The sequence below is a fragment of the Pseudarthrobacter sp. NamE5 genome (assembly GCF_005796225.1).
Classification (GTDB): Bacteria; Actinomycetota; Actinomycetes; order Actinomycetales; family Micrococcaceae; genus Arthrobacter.
In genome coordinates this window covers 51,795-73,752 of sequence record NZ_CM016730.1, presented here as the reverse complement: position 1 = coordinate 73,752, position 21,958 = coordinate 51,795, and the positions used below count along the sequence as shown (strand labels likewise).

21 protein-coding genes are annotated in these 21,958 nt (G+C 60.3%); 13 read left to right on the top strand and 8 right to left on the bottom strand.

All coding sequences use genetic code 11. The annotated features are described in order from the left end of the window. Positions 1–32: 32 nt before the first annotated feature. The 3 genes from FDW84_RS00350 to FDW84_RS00340 all read right to left on the bottom strand — a co-directional run bounded on the left by FDW84_RS00350 (position 33) and on the right by FDW84_RS00340 (position 2,126). Positions 33–380 carry a hypothetical protein gene (locus FDW84_RS00350; RefSeq protein WP_138605456.1) on the bottom strand — a complete coding sequence of 116 codons (348 nt, stop codon included), beginning with the start codon at positions 378–380 and terminating at the stop codon, positions 33–35. Positions 381–881: 501 nt separating this feature from the next. Next, a complete protein-coding gene (locus tag FDW84_RS00345) occupies positions 882–1,262 on the bottom strand; it encodes a RidA family protein (RefSeq protein WP_138605454.1) in 381 nt (126 codons plus the stop codon). A 48-nt stretch (positions 1,263–1,310) separates the two neighbouring features. Then, a complete protein-coding gene (locus FDW84_RS00340; protein ID WP_240721310.1) occupies positions 1,311–2,126 on the bottom strand; it encodes an NAD(P)H-binding protein in 816 nt (271 codons plus the stop codon). Positions 2,127–2,211: 85 nt separating this feature from the next. On the opposite strand from FDW84_RS00340, the gene FDW84_RS00335 reads away from it, so the two are divergent. After that, on the top strand, positions 2,212–2,610 hold the full coding sequence (locus FDW84_RS00335; protein WP_138605452.1) for a winged helix-turn-helix transcriptional regulator: 399 nt from the start codon (positions 2,212–2,214) through the stop codon (positions 2,608–2,610). Positions 2,611–2,742: 132 nt separating this feature from the next. Here FDW84_RS00335 and FDW84_RS00330 read toward each other — a convergent pair whose 3' ends face one another. Then, positions 2,743–3,234: a hypothetical protein gene (locus FDW84_RS00330; protein WP_138605450.1), complete on the bottom strand. Its 492-nt coding sequence runs from the start codon at positions 3,232–3,234 to the stop codon at positions 2,743–2,745. A gap of 782 nt (positions 3,235–4,016) precedes the next feature. Beyond that, positions 4,017–4,421 carry a DUF6228 family protein gene (locus FDW84_RS00325; RefSeq protein ID WP_138605448.1) on the bottom strand — a complete coding sequence of 135 codons (405 nt, stop codon included), beginning with the start codon at positions 4,419–4,421 and terminating at the stop codon, positions 4,017–4,019. A 486-nt stretch (positions 4,422–4,907) separates the two neighbouring features. Here FDW84_RS00325 and FDW84_RS00320 point away from each other — a divergent pair, with 486 nt between their 5' ends. From FDW84_RS00320 to FDW84_RS19120, 4 genes are all read left to right on the top strand, one after another. Continuing rightward, positions 4,908–5,504, top strand: coding sequence for a recombinase family protein (locus FDW84_RS00320; RefSeq protein ID WP_138605445.1), 597 nt, complete (start codon positions 4,908–4,910; stop codon positions 5,502–5,504). Positions 5,505–5,883: 379 nt separating this feature from the next. Then, positions 5,884–6,792 (top strand): DNA-processing protein DprA, encoded by a 909-nt coding sequence (dprA, locus tag FDW84_RS00315; RefSeq protein ID WP_138605443.1) that lies wholly within the window; start codon positions 5,884–5,886, stop codon positions 6,790–6,792. Between the two features lie 558 nt (positions 6,793–7,350). After that, positions 7,351–8,376: a DUF4192 domain-containing protein gene (locus tag FDW84_RS00310; protein WP_138605441.1), complete on the top strand. Its 1,026-nt coding sequence runs from the start codon at positions 7,351–7,353 to the stop codon at positions 8,374–8,376. Positions 8,377–8,542: 166 nt separating this feature from the next. Further along, a complete protein-coding gene (locus FDW84_RS19120; protein ID WP_171046578.1) occupies positions 8,543–8,695 on the top strand; it encodes a hypothetical protein in 153 nt (50 codons plus the stop codon). A 264-nt stretch (positions 8,696–8,959) separates the two neighbouring features. On the opposite strand, the gene FDW84_RS00305 is transcribed toward FDW84_RS19120, so the two are convergent. Next, on the bottom strand, positions 8,960–9,172 hold the full coding sequence (locus FDW84_RS00305) for a hypothetical protein (RefSeq protein WP_205754706.1): 213 nt from the start codon (positions 9,170–9,172) through the stop codon (positions 8,960–8,962). An 864-nt stretch (positions 9,173–10,036) separates the two neighbouring features. Here FDW84_RS00305 and FDW84_RS00300 point away from each other — a divergent pair. The 8 genes from FDW84_RS00300 (at position 10,037) to FDW84_RS00265 (ending at position 19,123) form a co-directional block, all read left to right on the top strand. Beyond that, positions 10,037–11,359 (top strand): ParB/RepB/Spo0J family partition protein, encoded by a 1,323-nt coding sequence (locus tag FDW84_RS00300; protein ID WP_138605438.1) that lies wholly within the window; start codon positions 10,037–10,039, stop codon positions 11,357–11,359. Positions 11,360–11,504: 145 nt separating this feature from the next. Next, on the top strand, positions 11,505–12,722 hold the full coding sequence (locus FDW84_RS00295) for a tyrosine-type recombinase/integrase (RefSeq protein WP_138605436.1): 1,218 nt from the start codon (positions 11,505–11,507) through the stop codon (positions 12,720–12,722). 71 nt (positions 12,723–12,793) lie between these two features. Then, complete coding sequence (locus FDW84_RS00290; RefSeq protein WP_138605434.1) at positions 12,794–13,288, top strand: hypothetical protein; 495 nt, start codon at positions 12,794–12,796, stop codon at positions 13,286–13,288. A gap of 246 nt (positions 13,289–13,534) precedes the next feature. Further along, positions 13,535–15,034, top strand: a complete 1,500-nt coding sequence (locus FDW84_RS00285) for a tyrosine-type recombinase/integrase (RefSeq protein ID WP_171046577.1) — start codon at positions 13,535–13,537, stop codon at positions 15,032–15,034. Between the two features lie 641 nt (positions 15,035–15,675). Beyond that, the gene (locus FDW84_RS00280) at positions 15,676–16,098 is read left to right on the top strand and encodes a hypothetical protein (RefSeq protein ID WP_138605430.1); all 423 of its coding nucleotides are present in this window, start codon (positions 15,676–15,678) and stop codon (positions 16,096–16,098) included. Positions 16,099–16,486: 388 nt separating this feature from the next. After that, entirely contained in the window at positions 16,487–16,747 is a 261-nt protein-coding gene (locus FDW84_RS00275; protein ID WP_138605428.1) for a DUF3892 domain-containing protein, read from the top strand. 117 nt (positions 16,748–16,864) lie between these two features. Then, a complete protein-coding gene (locus FDW84_RS00270) occupies positions 16,865–17,923 on the top strand; it encodes a hypothetical protein (RefSeq protein ID WP_138605426.1) in 1,059 nt (352 codons plus the stop codon). A 231-nt stretch (positions 17,924–18,154) separates the two neighbouring features. Beyond that, complete coding sequence (locus tag FDW84_RS00265) at positions 18,155–19,123, top strand: abortive infection family protein (protein ID WP_138605424.1); 969 nt, start codon at positions 18,155–18,157, stop codon at positions 19,121–19,123. A gap of 91 nt (positions 19,124–19,214) precedes the next feature. Here FDW84_RS00265 and FDW84_RS00260 read toward each other — a convergent pair whose 3' ends face one another. Together FDW84_RS00260 and FDW84_RS00255 are read right to left on the bottom strand one after the other, a co-directional pair. After that, a complete protein-coding gene (locus FDW84_RS00260) occupies positions 19,215–20,249 on the bottom strand; it encodes a pentapeptide repeat-containing protein (protein WP_138605422.1) in 1,035 nt (344 codons plus the stop codon). Positions 20,250–21,649: 1,400 nt separating this feature from the next. Further along, positions 21,650–21,877 carry a DUF2188 domain-containing protein gene (locus FDW84_RS00255; RefSeq protein WP_138605420.1) on the bottom strand — a complete coding sequence of 76 codons (228 nt, stop codon included), beginning with the start codon at positions 21,875–21,877 and terminating at the stop codon, positions 21,650–21,652. Between the last annotated feature and the right edge of the window lie 81 nt (positions 21,878–21,958).

The window sequence follows — 21,958 nt, the reverse complement described above, 5'->3', positions numbered from 1 at the left end:
TCCACGGGCTTCGCACTGGTTTCCGGCAGGCCTCAGGTCATCCGTTGTCTGAGGGCAAGGGCTACCTCGTTCGCGGGTCCGCAAATTTCAGGCGTAGAAAGCTGAAAGATTGCATCGGCTATGAAATCGCGGCCATTAGAATCCACGCCAACATCTTCGCGTCCCTGCACTTCCTCTGCCCATGCTGAGAGCTCATCTGCACCAATCCTCCCTGCCTCGAATTCGTCCAGCGCATGACTGATGTCCCGGACCTCGACAACCGCCAGGTACTCCGAATAAGGCCAGTCAAAGGCGGCCAAACGAGCCAAAGACTCATTCAGCGGGCACCGCAGCTGGAGGAGGTCGTAGACGGCTTCCCGCCTAGCAGCTTTTGACACCATGTAGCTTCTTCTTTCCAAATGAGCGGCCTTCGACGCAACTTGTCGGAGTCCGGCACACCTGTCATAACGGGTGGCCTGGCCAACCAACTTACTTCACCGTTCGGATAACGCGGTGCCTTGTATTGAAGATCGGGCGGAAGGAACGAACGGTCGGTGACGGTTATAGCTGGATCATAAGGCTTTCATTCATGGTTTCTTTATCCTGGGCGTCCGCCCGTTAGCCGGTCCCTAAGTGCGACAACCCGGCTTTGACGTGCTGCTTTGCAGAGGTGCACTTTGAAGTGTCCCGTATACCCTGCCCGCAAAAATGCCCGGTGAAGGTGCCCTAAACGCTACACACCTAGGATGTCTCGAGACCCTTGCGTTTTGAGGCACATGCGGTTTTGAGACTCATCAGCGGCGACTCAGGTCGGCTCACCTGAACCGAGAGATCGAAGCAATTTGGACAAGGTCACAAGGAACCTCTGCGGACTCTTCAAGATGCGAGGGACTTAGACGTGCTCAGGAAACAGCCACTACTGCTTCAATCTGCACTTTGGCGCCGAGTGGGAGGGCCGCCACCTGAACCGTGGTGCGGGCCGGATACGGTTCATGCAGGCGCCCCGCATATACCTCGTTGATGGCCGCGAAGTCCCGGTAGTCGGTCAGATAAACAGTGGTACGCAACAAATCTCTCAATGTCAGACCCTGCTCGTCGAGCAGGATCTGCAAATTGGTCAGCATCGCATCGCACTGCTGGGAGACATTGTCAGAAACCAAATCGCCGGTATCAGGGCGTTGGCCAATGATGCCAGCGGTGTACCCGATGTTTCCGTGTTCAACGTAATGGGAGAACGGGGCTGCAGACTGGTGGAGCCGAGGGCTGAAGTAGTGGCGGGTCATGGTTTCCTTCCGTCAATCGCGCTCTTGGTTCGAGGACCTACCAACTCGTCAAGCGGTCGCTGCAGCAACTGCGATTTCCAGGGCGTTCACGGGCTTCCGTCCAAGGATGGCGGCAATGTCAGTGCCTGTCTCCTCGAGGAAGCCGTGATTTGTGGCGGAGTGGATTGAGACCAGCATCGCTGGCTGGAAGGGCAGCAGGTCCGCGGAGTTGAGCGCTTGCCGCAGTTCGGTGAGCTTTCCCGGCCGGTACTCTGCACCCAGCCTGTCGGCGAGGTCCTGGGCCGTGATGACGGTGTTTCCGACGAGGTCGTAAGTCTTGCTCTGGTGCTTTTCGGGGCTCCGCGCAATGATTGCCGCTGCTTCTGCCAGGTCGTCCCGGGCGACCGCGGCGACGCCGCCCTGCCCGAATGGGGCTGAGATAACGCCTTCCTGCGGGGTCAGGAGCTGGCCGATCAGCTCGGCGTAGAGACCGTTCCTTAGGATCGTCCACTGTGTTGTTCCGCTGCGAAGGCGGCGCTCTGTCCAGCGGTGGGCCAGTGCGAAGCCCAGGTGGTCTCCGGCGTCGGTGAGGCTCGTGTAGATGATGTGCCTGACGCCGTCGCGTTCGGCGGCGGTGATGGCGTTGTTATGCCTGGTGATCACCACGTCGTCTTCTTCAGTCCCGGCGGACACCAGGACCAGTGTCTCCACGCCTTCGAAGGAGATTGTTTCGGGAGCATCGAAGTCCAGGTGGCGGTGTTGGCTCTGGCTGTTGGGATTGCGGGTTGCGCCGGTTGCAGCGGCGCCGGCCTTTGCGAGGTGTTCAAGGATTGCTGTGGCGAGGCGGCCGGAGGCTCCGGTAACAAGAATCAAGGTCAGGCTCATTTCACTGGTACTTTTCGGTAACTGGACTAATCCTCGGTAACCCGTCACAGACCCACAAGGAGGCACTTTGGTGTCAGGCAGGCACATGGAAGTAACCCCGGTGCTGGAACCGTGCGGCGACGCCAGTCATCCGGACTGCGGGATCCGGGATGTCCTCGACCGAATCGGTGACAAGTGGTCGGTGCTGGTCATCGTGGAGCTGGCCTCCGGCGTAAGACGTTTCCGGGAGCTTCAGCGGGCTATCGATGGCATTTCACAGCGCATGCTGACGCTCACCGTGAGGCGCCTTGAACGCGACGGGCTGGTTACCCGCACGGTCTATCCAACGGTCCCTGCCCAAGTCACCTACGAACTCACTGAACGCGGAGACAGCCTCACCGTGCTGGTAAAACAACTCGCGGACTGGTCCCTGGAGCACAAAGACGCTATTGGCGCGTCGCGGGAGCTCTACGATCGCCAAAACCCAGACCAGCAGATTCGCTGACCCTACGGTCCTATGTTTGTTACTTGATGCGTCGAAGCTTCGGCTACCTATAAGAGATGAGTGCCTCGAATCCCTAGGGATTCGAGACACATGTAATGAGACAGAGCCTCGACGATTCCCTTTAAGAAGGGGCTAAACGATGGCTCCGTTATTGATCTGCCGACGCCGCGAACGGCGGGGGAGTCTCCAGGCCCAATAGGCGATCATAAGTCCAGCTGTCGCGGCCCCACCCGCGTAGGTCCAGGGCGAGGACCATGAACCTTCGGGGGTGGGAATAGCAAAGGCAACCACGACGGCAGCCATGGCCAGAACGACCTCCACGGCCGCCTGCTGCGGTCTGGCCCGGTACTCGGGGTAGGCCAGCCGGGCCAGGGGAATGATTGGGAGCAGGAACAGGCCCAAGCTGGGGATCGGGTAGATGATGTTCAGCGTGTAAATCGTCATGCCCAGCAGCAACAGCCCCAGGAATTTCAGCACCTGCACTGCCGGCAGCGGGTTCTCCTGTGTCCACCGACTCAGCAGCAGGCCCCAGGCCGGGAGCCCGAGCAGCCAGCCACCGCACCACCAGCCAACGTTCGTGAGCGCCAGCGGCACGAGCAGGGCGCCGGGAAGCAGGAACGCCACGGCCTGCCGCCGCGACGGGAGCCTTCTTGTCGGGCAAAGATGCAGGCTGCAATCAGCAGGTAGGTGCCCGCGTACCAGGGCAGCAGCTGGATCACTGGATCGGCCAGGTTGAACACCATCAGAGTCAGTGCGGGGACCATGACGCAGACCGCGGCGAAAGTCCACGGACGGCGGTCAGTGTTCGGCGTGGCATCCCCCAATGTCATGGACGCACTCTACCGGCCTCAAAGGAGCACGGAGACGAACACTGATTTGAGCCGGACCATGAGGGGCCTGTGTTGAAACGCTAGCGTTTGAGGCACAGAGGTTTGGAGACACATCTGGTGAAGAGTAGGGCAGGGCTTTAGCTGTCCCGTAAGGGGATCCCTCACCGGACGCCGCGCAGCCAGCGGGCTCAGTTAGGGGTTGTCCGCGCCGTTTCCACGATTTCTCATTGTTGTCCGGCCGCGAGCGTGGAATTTAGCCAACGAAGCGACCCCGACGAAGGCGACGAGAACAAGACCAAGTGCAATTCTCAACGGCCCCGGTTCCGGTACAAAGAGGATCGTTCCAGCGATAACCAAAAGAAGCACGGCCTGAGGCCATGACATCTCAGCTAACTTCTGCATACCAGCCCCTAGCTAGGATAATGGGAAATCATTTCCTGGTGCTGACGTCAGCTTAGAACAGTACGACGCTAGGCGCTTCGGGAAATCTGCGGGACTTTAGCTGTAGCTCTCGCGATATATGGCGGGGTTTGCACGGCACTATGTGGCGCCGCTAGCTGTCAGTAAGCGGATCCTCTACCGCACTGCCAGTAGGGCCCTAAGCGCCTCCACCGTAGCTGCCAGCTCTTCACCGGGATCCAGAACGAACTCACCCTTGGCGGACCAAGGCTCCAACAGTTCGAAGGCGTCCAGTTCGACGAAGAAACGAATGTGCCCATCGTGCTGGGCGGCGAGCCGGAAATCTCCCTCCAGGGAGTCAAATCGTCGGTGGCCATCCCAGCCCCGCCAATCAGCTTCGAGTTCCTCGAAAAAGGAAAGAAGACGAGACCACCGGTCGAAGTCATAGACCCTTTTGACGGCGCGAAGCCCGTCTAGTTTGGCTGTGATCATGAGGTAATCGGATGTCCCGTCAGGATTGCGCTCTCCCTGGTCGATACGGAGGAGGAGCGTTCCCTTGTGACCGATGGCTATTTCCCTCATGAGCTGCAGAAATGGTCCGGAATCGTCATAAAAGGATCTTAGGCGCGCAACTGCGTCGAGGCTCCTTCAAGGTGCCCGTAAGCCGGTCCTCTATCGGGACAACCCGGTGCTGACCTGCGGCTTCGCAAAGCCGATGTTGAGGGTGTCCCGTATACCCCGCCCGCAAAAATGCCCGGTGAAGGTGCCCTAAACGCTACACGCGAATTTGCCTCGAAGCCCTTGGGAACGAGACGTCTCGACGAGCGAATAGTCGAGTGACCTGCACAGACACAGATCTCCTGCAGAGTCCTGGACAATACCTTTTGACGTTGGCTAGTGTCTTGAAAAACAACAGCTTTTCAAGACACTGATCCCGGTCTTCGGGAGGCCAGTCGGTGGCCGCGCGAGCGGGTGGAAATGGCTGGTGCTCGACGTCTCGGAAAGGCGTCTCGCAGTAAATTGTCTCGCCGCGGGTTCATCAGGGGGTTTTCGAGTCAGAATTGTCTCGTGAGGCTGCTGGGTTACACCCGGGTCAGTACTTCCAGCCAGGACGCTCAGCTGCAGCTGGATGCGCTGGTTGCTGCTGGTATGCAGAAACGCGATGTCTTCGCGGATGTGACTTCCGGAAGCAAGACGGCGATCGAGCGTCCTGGAATGAAAAAGCTCCTCGAGTACGCGGAGGCGGGGGACACCGTTGTTGTGTGGCGGGTCGACCGGCTTGGCCGGTCGCTGATCGATGTGCTGAACACGGTGGCCCTGCTGCGCGGCCGCGGCGTTCACGTCCGATCCATCTCCGATGGCATCGATCCTGCAACCTCGACTGGCCGGTTGATGTTGAACATGCTTGCAACCCTTGCCGAGTATGAGCGCGAGCTCATCCTTGAGCGGGTCAATGCCGGCATTGCGGCAGCACGACAAAACGGCACACGGTTCGGCCGGCCGCTGTCCGACCCCGCCGTCATCGCTGACAAACTTGCGATCGCCCAGGATGCCCGCGCCAAGGGCCGCACCGCCGAGGACGCTGCCCGTCTCGTTGGCTGGAGCCGCGCAACGCTTTACCGCCACCAGCAAGCCCGCGCCGCCCGCGATAGCACCACAAACTAGCCCCGGAAACGACGCGCTTCTTCGGACTTCGGTTTCCGGCCTCGCTTACCCAGCCCCCAGGTCTACCGCACGGACCTCGCTTCGCTCGGACTGTAGAAGCGTTTTTCTGTTTTTTGCTGCTGTCCTGCGGATCGTACGTGCCCGCTCCACCGGCTCAACCGTCCTGCGGACGGCTGCGCAGCCGATGCCTTGTGTCGGCGCTTCGCTTATTTCCTCCCACAACCCATCCGCTGCTTGCCCTTCGGGTTGCCCCGGCTCCGTCGGGCACAGCTCCGCGATGCTCCGCCAGCAGGCAAAAAACGCCCGGGGGAGAGGGGAAGCTGGTTGGTCACAAAGGCCGCCCCACTCACCGGATCCTCAGCAAAGGATGAGAGAAACCATGAATGATCGCATTGCACGCGCAGCCCTGACCCGCCTGTTTGAACCTAACGACACGGTTGGCCGAACCCTTGTGGGCAGGCTCGGCGCGTACGCCACGCTGCGGCTCGCCACCGGAGCCCAACCCGCTCACACCCTCCCGGACGTGACGCCCGAGGAACTGGCGGCCGCACTGAAACGCTGGGCACCCCGCGTGCCGGACCTGGCCCCGGAGAAGGATCTGGCCACCATCGAACGCCTGGGCGGCGGCTTCCTGATCCCCGGCGATGAGCACTGGCCCACCGGCCTGGACGACCTCCCGGACGCACCCCTGGGCCTCTGGTACCGGGGCAACATCGGCAACGGAATCCCCGATCCCTCCAGCTGCGCGGCACTGGCAGGATCACGGGACTGCACGAGCTACGGCGCCGCAGTCACAGGGGACCTCGCCTACAGCCTTGCCCAGCGCGGCATCTGCGTCATTGCCGGATTCGCCTACGGCATCGACGCCCACGCCCACCGCGCAGCACTGGCCGGAAGCGCCGGCCACGGCCTGGCCACCATCGCCGTCCTCGCCGGAGGACTGGACCGCGACTACCCGTCCGGCAACGCTGACCTCGCGGCCGCGATCCGCGGTAACGGCTTGATGCTCTCAGAGCTCCCGCCCGGCTCCGCCCCGACCCGGTACAGGTTCCTGCAGAGGAACCGCATCATTGCCGCCCTCGCAGGGGTCACTTGTGTCGTTGAAGCCCGCTGGCGCTCAGGGGCGTTGAACACCGCTCATCACGCGGAAACCATTGCCCGGCACGTCGCGGCGGTCCCGGGAAGCGTGCACAGCGCCAACTCCACAGGATGTCACCGGCTACTGAAGGAAGGCGGGGCGGTGTTGGTGTCCGATGCGGCCGAACTGGCCGAACTCCTCGCAGCCTAGGCTCTTCAGGTGGCCGTCCCGTTGCGGGGGCGGTCACCGCGGGCGGTCCGCCGTCGTGGCGGCTCCCGTCGTGGTTCGGAGCGGCGGACCGCCATCGGCACGCGCAGTGCCGGAAACCGGGGGAGCGCGGCCCGCCGGAGTCAGCGATGCCGAAGGCGGAGCCGGGGTGCTGATGGATGGTTCGCAGAGCTCACCGGGAAGGGCGTCCGCTGGCGCGGCCGGCTGTGGGGTCCAGTGCCGGCTCCGCAGGGCTCCGCCGTCCCTGGCCCTATTCTGTCTACGACGTTTTGGCTGCTGTCCTGACGGATTGTACGTGTCCGCTCCGGCCCGTCTAGCCCCTCCTTCGTCGGGGCCTGCGTGACGGGAATTTCCCTGCGGCGCTCCTTCGTCGCTGATTTCCTCCGGGAATTTCCCGCCCCTTGCCCTTACGGGTAGACAGGCCTCCTCGGCCACAGCTCCGCAAGCTTCGCCAGCAGCCAAAACAACGGGGGAGAGGGGACGCTGGCCGGTCACCATAGCCGCCCCACCCACCCTCATCCTCAGCAAAGGACTTTCAACATGAACGACGCAATCCGCATCTCCAGCCCCGCCGACATCCTCGGTTTCATCCCGCACTCCCTCGGGTTCGTCCCGCGTGAATCCTTTGTGTTCCTGACCATGCGGGGCAAGACGCTGGGCGCGACACTGCGCGTCGACGCCCCCGCAGCCGCCGAACCCACCGGTTTCGCCCGCTCCATGCGGGAATACCTCGCACTGGACACCCAGGCCACCGCGGTACTGCTGGCCATTTATACGGCCAGCACCCCGGCGCTCGGGCAGCCGCGCCCCTTCCACGACCACGTCGAGGCCGTCATCGACGCGCTGGACAGCGCAGGTACGCCGCTGCAGGACGCGTGGCTGGTCACCCCGTCGCACTGGCAAAACTTGCTGTGCGATAGCGACGCCGGGTGCTGCCCGCCCGAATCACTGGAATCCATCACCGACGGGCAACTGAACGCCGAGCTGGTGTTCCGCGGCAGCAGCTACCAAAAGACACCCGGCACCAACTACGCGCCGTTCGCAGGCCCTGCAGACAGGGAGGAGGAAATCCGTAACGCGCTCCCGGGAGTGCTCGGCGCAGAGCTGGCCCCGGGCCGGGAACTGTTGGCCGAGGCCCTGACCCGGGACGGATGGATGGACCACGCAACGGCCGTGGAGCTGCTCGCGTGCTTCCAGCGCCCGGACCTGCGCGACACATTGTTCTGCAACGTGATCGACCCGGACCTGCCGAACGCCGAGGAAAGCGGAAACCTGCTCATGGGGGAGGGGATTAGCCCGGACTGGGACCGCGTGGACCGGGCGCAGGACACCGCCCGGGACCTCATCGACGCCGCGCCGGAAGGCTACCGGGCGCCCCTGCTGACCCTGATCGGGTGGCTGGCGTACCTCAAAGGCCAGTCGTCAGTAGCTGCGGACCACTTCCAGCTTGCTTTGGCTGATACACCTGGCTATAGGCTCGCGGAACTGATGGACCAGCTGGTGAGCCGGGGAACCATCGCCCCCGTTGCCAAGAACCAGGACACCGCCTACAAACGGCACCGCTAGAAGGGTGGGGGCCGGGCCGGGACTACGGTCCGCCCCCTTGGGTGCGGGGCGGCCTCCCCCGCATGCGCTCCTCCGGCCGCCGATCACGCTGCCGCGGGCGCAGCACCACAAACGGGAAACGGCCGGACGCCGGGCTACAGTGGAAAAGGAAGACGAGGGGCAGCACATGAGCCACGAGTACATCCTGACCGCCGACGACGCCGCACCAGTCGACGCCACCCAGGCCCAGGACATCCTCGAGCTCTCGATGCTGACCATGCCCCAGCCAGGCGCCCCCATCGTCGACATCTCCTGGGAGAAATCCCCACTGGACCTATAACTTGATGCAGCGATGACGCTGCAGCACTGGTTTTCCTTTTGCTGAGGGAAAAACTGAGGCCGGCCCCAACGGGCCGGCCTCAACCCTTTAACCGCTGAAAGGGCGTCCGCTGGCGCGGTCGGCTGTTGGGTCCAGGGTGCGCCGTCGCAGAACTCAGGACCCCCTGAACCTGGTTGTCTACGACGTTTTTTGGCTGCTGTCCTGACGGATTGTACGTTCCGCTTCGGCCCGTCCAGCCCCTCCTTCGTCGGGGCCTGCGGTGCGTCACGTCCGCCGCGTTGCAGAACCAAGCCGCCATAACGCTGCGGCCGCAAGACTGTTGAGGAACGCGATAAATGCATCGCCCGCAGCTGGGCGGCCGACGATCAGGTCCAGGGCCACTAATACCAGCGATCCGACCGCGGCAACCGTGAACACCACAGTCAGGATCCGCAGTACGCGGGGAGGACGGCCGGGACGCGGGACCGGATCACTCATCCCTCACCCTACTCAACAACAAGGACAGGACGCGCTTCAGGCAGGTCCCTCAACCGGGCTCCCGTAGGCGTACGCAATCCACGGACCGGTGCCTACCTCCGGGGTCTCAGCCATCATGACTCGCTTTGTCACTTCATAGTCTCCTGGAGCTCGCCTATACATCACCTTGACCAGGTCGACGTCCCGTTCGACATGGCCATCCGGCCACAGAACGTCATAGCGGAAGGCCCGGACCTGGCGGCGTAACCACCTTGAGGTACGAAAGTAAGCGGTGGCTCGGAAGGCGTAAGGGATAGGGTCACTGGCTGGCACGACATCATCCTCGCACGGTGAACCACGGGCTGAGTTGATGCAGGCTCGTCGGGCCTCGCCCTGGTTTGCGCTGCGCTTCAAACCAGGTGATGGGCGTCCGCTGGCGCGGCCGGCTGTGGGGTCCAGTGCCGGCTCCGCAGGGCTCCGCCGTCCCTGGCCCTATTCTGTCTACGACGTTTTGGCTGCTGTCCTGACGGATTGTACGTGTCCGCTCCGGCCCGTCTAGCCCCTCCTTCGTCGGGGCCTGCGTGACGGGAATTTCCCTGCGGCGCTCCTTCGTCGCTGATTTCCTCCGGGAATTTCCCGCCCCTTGCCCTTACGGGTAGACAGGCCTCCTCGGCCACAGCTCCGCAAGCTTCGCCAGCAGCCAAAACAACGGGGGAGAGGGGACGCTGGCCGGTCACCATAGCCGCCCCAGGCGACAACTTAGTCCGTGCCCGCACCCGCTTTCCGCCCGCTTGACAGACATAGAAGCGTCGGGGAGAGGGGAAGCTGGCCGGTCACCCTTGGTCGCCCCACCCACCCAACTTCTCGGCAAGAAGGAACAACACCATGAACGCAACACCCACGCTTGAAATGCTCGATCCGGCAACCCTGACCGTGGACGTCAATGTCCGAAAGGACGCCGCCCTGACTGCTGACTTCATCGCCAGCATCAAAGAACACGGCGTGATGGAACCAGTGATCGCACACCGTAAGGACGACGGCACCGTGCACGTCCTGATGGGCCAGCGCCGCACCCGCGCCGCCGTCGAAGCCGAACGGCCCCTCATCCCGGTCCTGATCATCGACTCGCCTGAGGAAGCCGTGCGCATCGTCACGCAGGTCGTGGAGAACATCCAGCGCGCCGAACTGACCGAAGCGGACGAGGCCGACGCCTACCACCAGCTGTCCCTGATCGGCGTCTCGGCGGCCGCGATCGCCAAGAAGACGGGCCGGACGAAGGACAAGGTCGAAAACGCGCTCAAAGCCAAGGCCTCCACCACCGGAACCAAGGCCCTCGAGAGCGGCTACACCCTCGACATGGCGCTGGTAATGGCTGAGTTCGAAGGGGACCAGGACGCGGTGGATGAACTGGAATCAGTCATCCGGGACGAGCCACAGTACTTTGACCACATTGCCCAAAAGCTCCGGGACGACCGCGAATCCAAGGCCCAGCTCGCCGCGCTGATCGAGAAACTCATTGCCCAGGGCAAGGCCATCGTCGAGGACGCCGGGCACTACGCCGACGAGGAGAACCTGTACGTCTCAGCGGCCAAGCGGGCAGACGGTGAACCGGCAACCGACGAGGACGCCAACGCCTACGTAATCAGCACCAACTACCGGGGTGAGCACAGGGCCGAACCTGTTATCAGCGACTGGAAGGAACTGGGCTTCACCCCGAAGTATGAACGCTACGACGGCGGGACGCAGGCCCAGAAAGGCCCCATGACTGAGGAACAGAAGGCCGAGCGGAAGACCCTGATCGCCAACAACAAGGCCATGGAGTCCGCGACCAAGGTCCGCCGCGAATTCGTCAAGACCCTGCTGGCCAGGAAGCAGGCACCGAAGGGCTGGCAGTACTTCACCGTCCACGCCATCACCCACCACTCCGAAACCGCCAGCGGCTACGACGGGAAAGTCGCCGCTGAAATGGTCGGTGCCAAGGTTGAAGAGGCCAACCGGTGGGGATGGAACCCGCTGCGTGACCACGTCGCCAAAACCGAAGCACGGCCCGAGTTCTCCCTGATCGCGCTGGTCTGCGCAGGGTATGAGAAGACCATCGCCAAAGACTCGTGGCGGTCACCGAGCCGGACGCACCGGGACTACCTGAACCAGCTGGTCACGTGGGGATATGTTGACCGGACTAAGGCAGGCGTCTCCTCCCTGGCGTAGGCAAACGGATCACGGGGACTAAGACACTGCAGCCCGGAGGTAATGAAATGTCAGTGCTCCGCGGCAGCATGATCCTCGTGAAGTAAGGATCTGTCAGACCCTGAGGTTGCTGGCCTCGGACGACTGGGCCAACGGAGGCTGCAGTATGGGTATTCAGAATCAGGGCATCGTGGGTGACCTCCCATCCGATGGCAGGGTTAGAGCCTTGCCAGTGTCTCCGTATTGGAAAATGTTGGACCGTGATGATGCGCGCGTGCCCAGTGTGGAGCGGTATTTGCAGGATTTCTGGGCACGGGGGGTGAGCTCGTCGAGTGTGGAGTCTTATGCGCGGGACCTTTTAAGGTGGTTCCGCTTTTTATGGGGTTCCGGCAAGGAATGGAACCGCGTGACCCGCGATGACATACGGGAATTTGTGGCAATGCTTCGGGCATCGACGAAGAAGCCGGCGCGGCCACGGCGGCCGGTGCCGGCTGTTAACGAAGTGTCGGGCAAGCCCTATTTGAGCGCCCAATACTCGCCACGAACTATCAATCACAACCTGTCAGTGCTCTTCGCGTTCTATGACTTCCACCGAAGAGCATTGACCGGGCCATTGCGGAATCCCGTGCCGGAGCGGGCGGGACAGTACGGTCGTTTTGGGGCGCACCACAACCCAGAAGAGGAATACCGACAGGGACCTCGAGCTGACTACCGCCAAAAAGTTCCCGTCCAGGCGCCCCGCTCCATTCCTGATCAGGCCTTCGAGGACCTGTTCACCAGGCTCGGCACGGACAGGGACAGAGCCTTGGTCGCCTTTTACGTCTCCAGCGCCGCCAGACCCTCGGAGCTTGTCGGACTAACCAACGGCATGGTCGATGTGGGGCAACAATGCATCTCCGTCGTGCGCAAGGGTTCCGGGGCGGTCCAGCGGATCCCCGCGTCTAACGAGGCCTTCACGTGGTTTCGGCTTTACCAGGACTCGCTGCCCGAAGATCTCATCCAGGCAGGGTCCGCCGCCTGGTGGACTTTACGAAAGCCCTACCGGCCGCTGAACTACGAAGCCGCCAGAGGCATTCTTCGGCGTGTGAATACTGTTCTGGGTGCTAACTGGACCCTCCACGACTTCCGTCACACAGCTGCCATCCGCATGGCACGAGATCCGAACGTCTCCCTTACGGATATCCAGGCGGTTCTCGGACACGTCCACATCACCACAACTGAGAACTACTTACGGCTCCGCGAGGACGAAGTCATCGAACGGGTGAATCAGCATTTCATCTCGCGAGCGGCAGCGAAGCGGAGTCCCGTGACCCCTCCTGATCGTCCATCGCCGTACTCGGCTGCAGACATGACCGAACTTTTTGGAGGCAGCCAGTGGCAATAGTTCGCGATTACATCCCCTCATCGCCTGTCCCCACAGCTCCTCCAACGCCGGAAGTCGAGCCGCAAGACTGTATGCCACGCCTCTCCTCGATAGCCCAGGACGAGCTAATTGAACGCGCCAAAAGCCTCACTGGCGCCGATGCGGTTACTGTCCGGGGCGTCAGGGTCATTCTGAAAGCGTTGAGTGAATTCGAGGGGCAAACATGGCAGCAACGGTGGCAAAACGCTGGCTGCCAAGACCCTGGCCGTGACTGGAAAGACCGGCTCGGCAGCCCCTGGAAAGGGATCTATCTTAACCGGGCAGCCTTCGAATCCGCGAACGGAATCGCAGACCTCATAGCGCTGGATGCGATCCGCCCCAGTTACACCTGGCTTCGAGAAGGATCACCAAGGCTCCGCCGAATTCGCTTGAACAGGCATCCGGACTTCTTCACTCAGATGACTGAACATGGGCTAGGGCTACAGGTGAGACCTTCAAACATCGAAAACGGCCTCACGGTCATGACGAAAGTACTGGCCCACACCGGCGCGCACTTGCAGGAGCTACGACCGGAACATCTGCTGTGATTCCGGGATTACCAGATCGGCCGGGGCAAGACACCGGACGGGCTCACCTATGCCTGGGCCGCGCTGAAAGATCTCGGGATCTTTGGCTCCACCACACCAGGACTATTGCAGGCAGTCGCCGGCCGACGGCCCTCCGTGTCCGAAATGGTCGACTCCTACGGCATCCGAAACCAACAGGTAAGGGACATGCTGGTGCGGTACCTCCAAATTCGAGAACCCTCGGTGGACTACTCCACCCTTCGCTGGATGGTCTACGAACTCGTCAAGAACTTCTGGCTCGATATTGAAGCTCACAACCCCCAAGCTAACAGCCTGCGTATCAGCTTCGAAGAAGGCCGAGCGTGGCTCAGCCGATTCACGCACGGATCCATCTCGACCAAGCACCGCACGCTGTTTATCGTTAGAGGCCTTTACTTGGACATCGCATCCTGGGCCACCGACGACGCCTACTGGGCCCAATGGGCCGCCCCTTCATTCCTGACGCGGGAAGATACCTCCGGGGCGACCAAACATAAGCGTCGGAATCAAGCCCGAATCCATCAAAGAATCCGAGACCTCAGTCCGATTCTGCCGAAGTTGCTGACCAGCGCCGCCCAGGAACTCAAGGATGCTCAAGCACTATTAGCCGCAGGAACAGCCGTTGATCAAGGAGAGGAATTCGAACATCAAGGAATCACCTACCGCCGCATCGAGCTGAGGCGGCGAACGATCAACGCGCCGCGAGGATCAGGCCGCGTCTGGGTCATTGGTGGCCCCTATGAACGCCGCTTTGACCTGACTCAACTCGAGGACAACTGCTTCTGGAGTTGGGCTCTGATTAATACACTGAGCGAGACAGGAGTAAGGATCGAGGAACTGGTCGAGATCACCACTCATGCGTTCTCCATTTACCGACTGCCCGAGACCGGGGAGGCGCTTCCCCTTCTTCAGATCGTCCCGTCAAAAACCGACAGGGAACGAATACTCCTCATCTCTCCCGAACTCGCCCATGTCTTCGCCCTCGTGAAGAGGCGGATTACCACCGCCGACGGACGCGTTCCCCCGGCCGTCCGCTATGACGAAGCCGAGCGCGTCTACAGCCCGCCCCTACCGCACCTATTCCAGTTACACACCGGAAGCGAACGCCGAACCATGTCACCCGCCTGGGTCAGGATCACCATCAAGGACGCGATCAGCAGGGCCGGCCTCAAAGACGAGAATGGGAACGACTACAAATTCACCCCACACGACTTTCGAAGGCTCTTCGCCACGTCGGCCTTATCTGCAGGGCTGCCCATACACATCCTCGCCAAGCTCATGGGCCATCAGAACATCTCCACAACTCAGGGATATGCAGCCATCCATGACGAGGAAACCCTCCGTAACTTCCGCAGCTTCCTTGATAGGCGCAGGTCACTTCGTCCAACCGACGATTATCTCGAACCGACGGACGCAGAAATAAGCGAGTTCCACGAACACTTCAAAAAGAGGAAGGTCGAACTCGGCAGCTGCGGGAGGGCTTACGGAACACGATGCGTGCATGAACATGCGTGCATCCGATGCCCAATGCTGCGTCCTGATCCAACACAACGTCCACGCCTTGAAGAACTTGTTGAAGCCCTTGAATGCCGCAAAGTTGAGGCCGAAGAACGGGGATGGCACGGTGAGCTCGAAGGTATAGAAATTAGTTTGAATGCAGCGAGGGAAAAGCTGACTCAGATGGGTCGGCCGGTATCACTGGGGATGCCCGAGGTGTTTAAGTCTTGAGGATGCTCCATCGGGGGACAGCAGCAGGCCGCATAGGGACGCGCTCATGTGTTGGCGGGTGAAGCAGGAGCGCGCTCATCCATGCGTAGGGCCTGCTTATGAGCTGCAGGAAAGTTAGCTCGGTTTGCATACACCCGCTGACACGTGACGCACTCGTTTTGGTGCGCGCGCGTGAAACGTTAGCGCTTTTTCAGGCACAGACTTGCGAATGTGCAACACGGAACGTTTGGCGCCGGTTGGCAGGTAATACACGCACCCACTGACAAGTGACGCACTCATTTTGGTGCGCGCGCGTGAAACGTGGGCGCTTTTTCATGCACAGACTTGCGCATGTGCAACACGGAACGTTTGGCATGTACTACACGCACCCAATGACAAGTGGCGCACTCATTTTGGTGCGCGCGCGTGAAACGTGAGCGCTTTTTCATGCACAGACTTGCGCATGTGCAACACGGAACGTTTGGCACCGGTTGGCAGGTATTGCAAGCACCCGATGACAAGTGAATGTTCACTTTTCACCCAAACGATGCCGCCGACTTCGGGTACGTGTTCACAAAAACGATGGAAGCAATGACAGGACACTTCAGATCGTGTACGCTCAAGTCATGCAGGCTGAGAAACAGAAGGGGTTGGTGAGCTAGATGGGCTTCGAGTTGTTCGACAAGCGACTGGTGCCAGTCTCCAAAGCACCAAGTGTCACCATCCAAAAGCGGGGCATCCTGTCCATCAACAAGGTTGCGCACGAGATGATCGGTTCTGCTGAATTGGTCGAGCTTTTGTACGACCGCGAAGAACGGATCATCGCCATCCGGCCAGCTGATGGCCCTTCGCCACATGCCTATAGCATTCGACCTCAGTCGCAACGAAGCTCTGGCCAGGCAATCCTGTCGGCGACGGCCTTCACTCAGTACTACGACATAGACACGACTGTTAGTCGGCGCTGGGTACCCTACGAGAAAGACGGCATGTTGTGCATCGATCTCAAGGGACAAAGCGCGGAAATTCGCGGCAATCGCTCCAAGAAAAGCGAGGGTAACGAATCAGAGGATGCAGATGAGTCGTAAATAAAAAGGTTTCACCCGGTGGCCGTGTACTCGTGGAAGAGGACGGCCCAGGGTATATAGAGGTCTGGCCCGACCTGTTGGAGCAGGTCGAGCCAGTTCACCCCGAGGGGCTTAGCTGTTTGCATCAGCAGCTATTAGCTTATCGAAGTTTTCTGCAATCGCTAGGGTTGCTGCTTCCTCGGGGTAGTTCATCCCAAGGAAGGAGCCAGCAATGGGAGTCATTCGAAGGACCCAGACCGTGCGTCGCGGTCCGGTCACAGTGCGCATCGTGGTCACTACGACCACCCGCCGCATTAGGACGAAGTAGCGCCTATCCCCGGCCTTCCAGGCCGTTTGTTGAAGAAACCCTGAAGCAGCACAAGCTGCGACCACATAGTTTGGAGCGAAAATGGCAGATCGACCGGTTACCCACTCACGCAAAGATCAGCATGGAGACATCACTGCACTCGGAAACCCGAGCGCAGTGTGGTCGGTGCGTTCATCATCCTTGATCATCAACGACATCCAGACAGGGACACACTCCTATTACGTCCCCTGGCAGTCCGGCCGCACAGAGATCCGCGTGGTGCGCGGACCCTACGGTCCATATCTGCGTACGGACCGGGACAACACTTCCCGGAACAACCTCGACGACCTTCCGGGTATCTAACGCTTGGTCGTTCCGTCCCTGGACAGGGGCGGGTCAGCAGGGGGCGGATGTTCGCGTCCGTCCCCTGCGCTATTAAGAACTAGGCAAACTTCGCTAACCCGTAGGAGGGTTCCTGGAATGTCACAAGTACCTGATTCAGGAGTTGCTCCTAAAAACACTCACTACCTACTTGTCGCGCTGCTTGCGGCAGGCGGTCTCCTGGTAGGTGTCGCGGCCTATTTCGTTTCTCGCCTCGTTCCGGATATGGGTGATGACGATTTGGCTGTCACTCAATCGATTCTGACGAACCTCGGAATCGGGTTCTTCTCGGCCGCCGTGCTCTTCCTTCTGGAACCAAAATTCCGTAGAGCTGTTAAGGCTGACGTTACGGACACCGTGACAGATACGGTCAGAACCGCTACAGAAGGGCTCAAAGACGAGGTCCGCGAGGCGGTGCAAGAAGATTTTGAAGACCGGTTCGCAACTTTAGCGGACCGCATCAACGCTCGTTACGATGCGAAGTTGAAGGAACAATCCGACTTAGTAAGCGATTTGAGCTCTGACTTCACTCACGAACGTGTGAGCAAACTATTTGAGGAAGCTGCCACGCTTCGGGCGCTGCACGAGAATGCACTCTTGGTCGAAGCCGACGACGAGATCGGCAACTTACGAGTCCGATTCAGCTGGCATCACCCCCATGGGACGCCCTGGACCGACCCTTCCACCTTGAGACCGCCAGGCGACGACTGGAACGAAGTTCACATTGCCGCGTGGCCTTCTACCGGTGACTGGTGGGCCTCCCCAGAGGTTGCTTGGACGCCTAACATGACATTCGAGGATGTTGCTCTTGAATTGGCGGTAGGTCTCAACTCAAGTGGGTCGCGAGGTTTGGCCGAAAGAATTCAGTGGGGACCGATCCTGCAGCGCTTCGAAACGGCTGTTAAGGCGGCCATAGAATCTCGCATGAAGACCGAAGGCGCGCCCCCGTTGGAAGGCGGTTTGAGCGAGTTTCTCGATCACGAGAACACCTGGTATCTCACGAATCGAGGCCTCTACTGTCCAACCCACAACTCTGCTCAGCTACTGGCGGACTTCGAGGAAATTCCTGATCAGCCGCCTTGGGCTGGGCGCCGAGAATGGTTCTTTATCGCCTCGAGGGCCCAAAACCTACGGGCGTCGGCATTAGATCGGCGCTGACAGCAGGAACCATGCAACAAGGTGGGTTCGCAGTTTTGACATGGATAGGTAGGAAGAACGGTGGATTGGAACGATGTTGGTAGGAGCGCTCTGACTACCGCGGGTGGATGATCGACATACGGCTGCATTGCGGGCAATGCCGGGAACGCGACAGGGATAGAAAGAGAAACTATTGCAGAGCAAAACAAATATAAGGACGGCGCTGGTTAAGGTGGTTGGCGGGATGGGTTCGTGACCATTGACGATGATTGGTTGCTAGAGGATCGCATCAAACGAATACGCGCACTCGTCCGCTTGGGCGTGCAACACCTCGTCTTCCTGCATGAGGCTGTTCCCTTCTATCTCCGTCAAGCGCAGATTGCAGAAGCTCGGAACGAAGAACTCCTAGGAACGATCCAGGGCTCGTCACGCCTCACGCCCTTTCGAACACTCTTCAGTGCTGAGGCACGCCGTGACCACGACATCGCCCTGGGGGTTCTTATTGACCAGAAGGAAAATCGCGCCTTCGAAAAAATCAGCAAGTGGGTCGCGGACGTAAATGATGCGGCGATGCGAATATTCAGTCAGGATCGTTTCGAGAGCTACCAAGCCCTCGGTGACCCGCCGCTTGTAGCGACTGGCGGCTCCAACCCCGGATCAGTCGAGCAGAGTTTGATCAAACTCACCGTAGACATCCGGGCGCGAGTCCTCGAGCTCACAGGGTCGCTCCGTGATCTTGGCGAAAATGAGGATGTTGCGCCGGCCATACGTGATGCCGTAGGCGGTTGGCCGCATTTGCGCGGGTTGGTTGCAGACTCGATCATCGACGGTCACCTACGACAGATGCGTACGCGCCGGACACGGTCGGAAATCTCAAACGCAATAGGGGCTTCGAAGGAAATAGTTGAGGCGACCTTCAAAGCGCTCTCAGCGAAGCACAGCGTGGCCCCCACGAAAGCGACCCCGGACCTTACCGACTGGTGGAAGGCCCTACGGCCGCTTCTAGCCGACAAAAGTATCGATAAGGCTCTTGGTTCAACGGACGGCTCGCTTATCAAACTCATCAGCAGTCAAGTGTCGTTAGTCCAGAACCTGGGTGAACTTCGGAACAAGGTGGGGTCCGGCCACGGAAAAGCTCAGCACCCAGCCGGTTTGGAATCATCCCATGCACTTCTCGTTGTGGATACAGCCCACACGCTGACACGATTTCTTGCCGCCTGAGGATCCCCTTGCCGGGCGGCCGCAGAAACCGCCCGGCAAGGCGACAACCGCCACCGTCCCGGCCAGAAACCTCCCGGAGTCTCGGGTGGACTTAGCTGCCTGCGGCGATATCCTGAGCTGCATTTCTAGATTCGGCGATCGCCGGCGACGAGTCAGCATCCGTGACTTGCATGACCCGAAGCTGCTCGCGAGTGAAGGCCCCACAGTTAGCGGTGTTCCCGTCGATTTGAACATCCTTCAACTTTGCACCGCTAAACTTTGTGCCCGTCAGTTCCGCGCCTGTTAGATCCGCCCCTATGAGATCAGCCCCAACAAAGCTTGCGCCCTCAAGTTTTGCGCCCTGTAAGTTGGCAGACCGTAACGTGGCTCCGTCGAACTTGGTATCTGGCAGATCTGCGTCCTTCAAAGTGGCGGATGTTAGATCAGCGCCTGTGAAGTCGGCTTCCATAGCGTCCGCCTCGCTGAGATCTGCATGCTTCAGGTTGGCGTTGGTGAGGTTCGCTCCAAAAAGTAATGCCCATCGAAGGCTGGCCCCAGAAAGGTCTGCCTTTGAAAGGTTGGCGTCCATCAGAGGAAACCGAGACATGCCGGAGTCTGCCAAATAGGCTTCGCGTAGGTCCGCGTTCTCAAAGCTTGGTTTGACCCACAGGTAACTGCCAAGCTTGTCCCTTTCACCCGGCCTGCGGAGACGCATCAGCGAGACCATCAACGCCGACTCTTCCGCCTTTGACATCACGACCGGCGTACCAGGCTTTCCACCTGCCGGGTCGAGCTCTCTGAAAAGGGAGGCAGCGAGAACATTGACGACTGTCGTTCGATCCCGTTCGGAGTCGTGTCCGATCCTCTCCAACGCGAAAATCCCGCCCACTCTTATGGCAGTCTGAGTGCTCCCGAGCTGCTCGATTGCCTTCGTGTACCTTTCAGTTACGTCCGCGTCTCGTGAATTTCGTAGCTCTTCAATACGAGTGGCTTGACCGTGCCCTGCGATAACTGCACCCAGGATTCCACCTAGAAGTGCCGTGACGGGAAGGGCTAGTCGGGCCAACGGTTCCCAGGGGATCTGCGCACCGTTGTCGAACGGCCAAAAATCACCACTGGACCAGCTGGCGAGAAGATAAAGCGCCACGGCAAAGGCTACCGCCGCTCCTAGCAGAGCCCACAGACAATGAGCCACCAAATTAGCGGTCACTCTGCCCTTATTGCGTTCCTTCTTTCCAGCAAACACTTTTCCCCCAAACCACTACAGTCAAGTTGGCGTGTCTCTACGCCGCCCCTTACTGTATCGCTGGGTGAGCGCGCCGGCGGCTTAGAAGAGAGCCACTAGACCGGTCCTTCGCCGGGAAGGTCTCCGCAGCAATGCGATCGGTGGAGCTAGATGGCTGAAGACGCAAAGAAAGGCGGACCTTTCCCTGCTCTACGCTTGTACAGCCCGACTACGAAAACATATTGCGCCAAGACGCTATATCCCCGTTCTTGGCATGAATAGGGCAGGAAGAAGAATGGATTGGAACGAAGTTGGGAAGAGCGTCCCGACTATCGCCGCTGCCGTCGTGGCGCCCGGGGTGTCACTGGTGACATTGTTCCTGAAGATTCGTGAGTCAAGTGGTCGGATACGGGCGCACAATATCGCAACTGAGTCCTACGCCCTAGCGAAGGCTGTTGGTGAGCTCGGGCCAGGTGACGCCGGTAGTGCACACGCTCCCTATCTTCGGAATGACTTGCTGCGTTCTGGCCATGAAGCATCTCGGCAGTACTTGGTGTTGTCGACGCCCAAGAATAGAAAAGTCAGGAACTGGATCGAAGGGATCGTTTACTCCATCACGTGTTTGATCTTCGGACTCGCTCTATTGCAGTTTCCAAACGTATTCCAGTTAGGCACGGGTCCTGGGTCGTTCACCTGGTATGTGATGGGCTGGTTTTTCATTGTGCTCGGCGCCGTTTCACTACTTTTGGTGGCCAGGGCAATTGGGCGGAGGCGCAGAGGCATCCTGAGAATCTTACGGAAACGGTTCCACGGGGGTGCGTTCCGTGTTCGGCCGGGTACCCCCCTGACGGACAAGGCCGCGAAGGGAAGTTGATTGGCGCAACTAGTCCGGAGAAGATACACCCCCAGCGAGGTTGAGCAGATCATCCTCGACGGCCTCAAACCTGCCGAGGACGACGCGGCCGCGTAAAAACACCCTTGCCGGGCGGTAACCCCGCCCGGCAAGACCCCGGCCAATCGCCACGGAGGGGCAGGGAACCTTCCAGAAGTCGGGGGGTCCGCCGCGCAGGGCGAACCACAGCAGCCACTCACCAGCGGCGGACCGCCAATTAACGCACCCATCACAGGCACCACCCAGGTGCCGCGATTGCCAGGGACAACGACGTTTACCTGGCAGCTGCAGGCACCACCGACAATATTCAGCTAGGCTGAATCCGTTGATTTCCTTTGCCGAGGAGAACGCAGAAGGGCCGGCCCGTTTGAACTGGGCCGGCCCTTCTTGTCTCCCCGGCACAAACACACGGGGCGGCTACACCGCTCGATCAGCCCGGCACGTTCCGGGGATCGTTGCCGTAGCTGTTCTTCTCACCAATTTGGCCGTTCTCGTTCTTGATGACGTGCTCGACCTTGTCAGCTTTCGCGGCGTCCCGGCCGGCGGCTATTGCCTCGTCCTTGGTCCCGTAGCCGGTCCCGAACGGCCGGTCGCTGCCTTCGCGCTTGTTCTTCCAGGCACCGTCTTGGTGGTACGTCTCGATATCGCCCTGGGCCATTGCATACTCCTCTGCCGTTCCGAACTAACTGACAGCCGCCGCGCAAGCGCAGACAGCGAAAAGCCCCGCAGCACTGGGCAC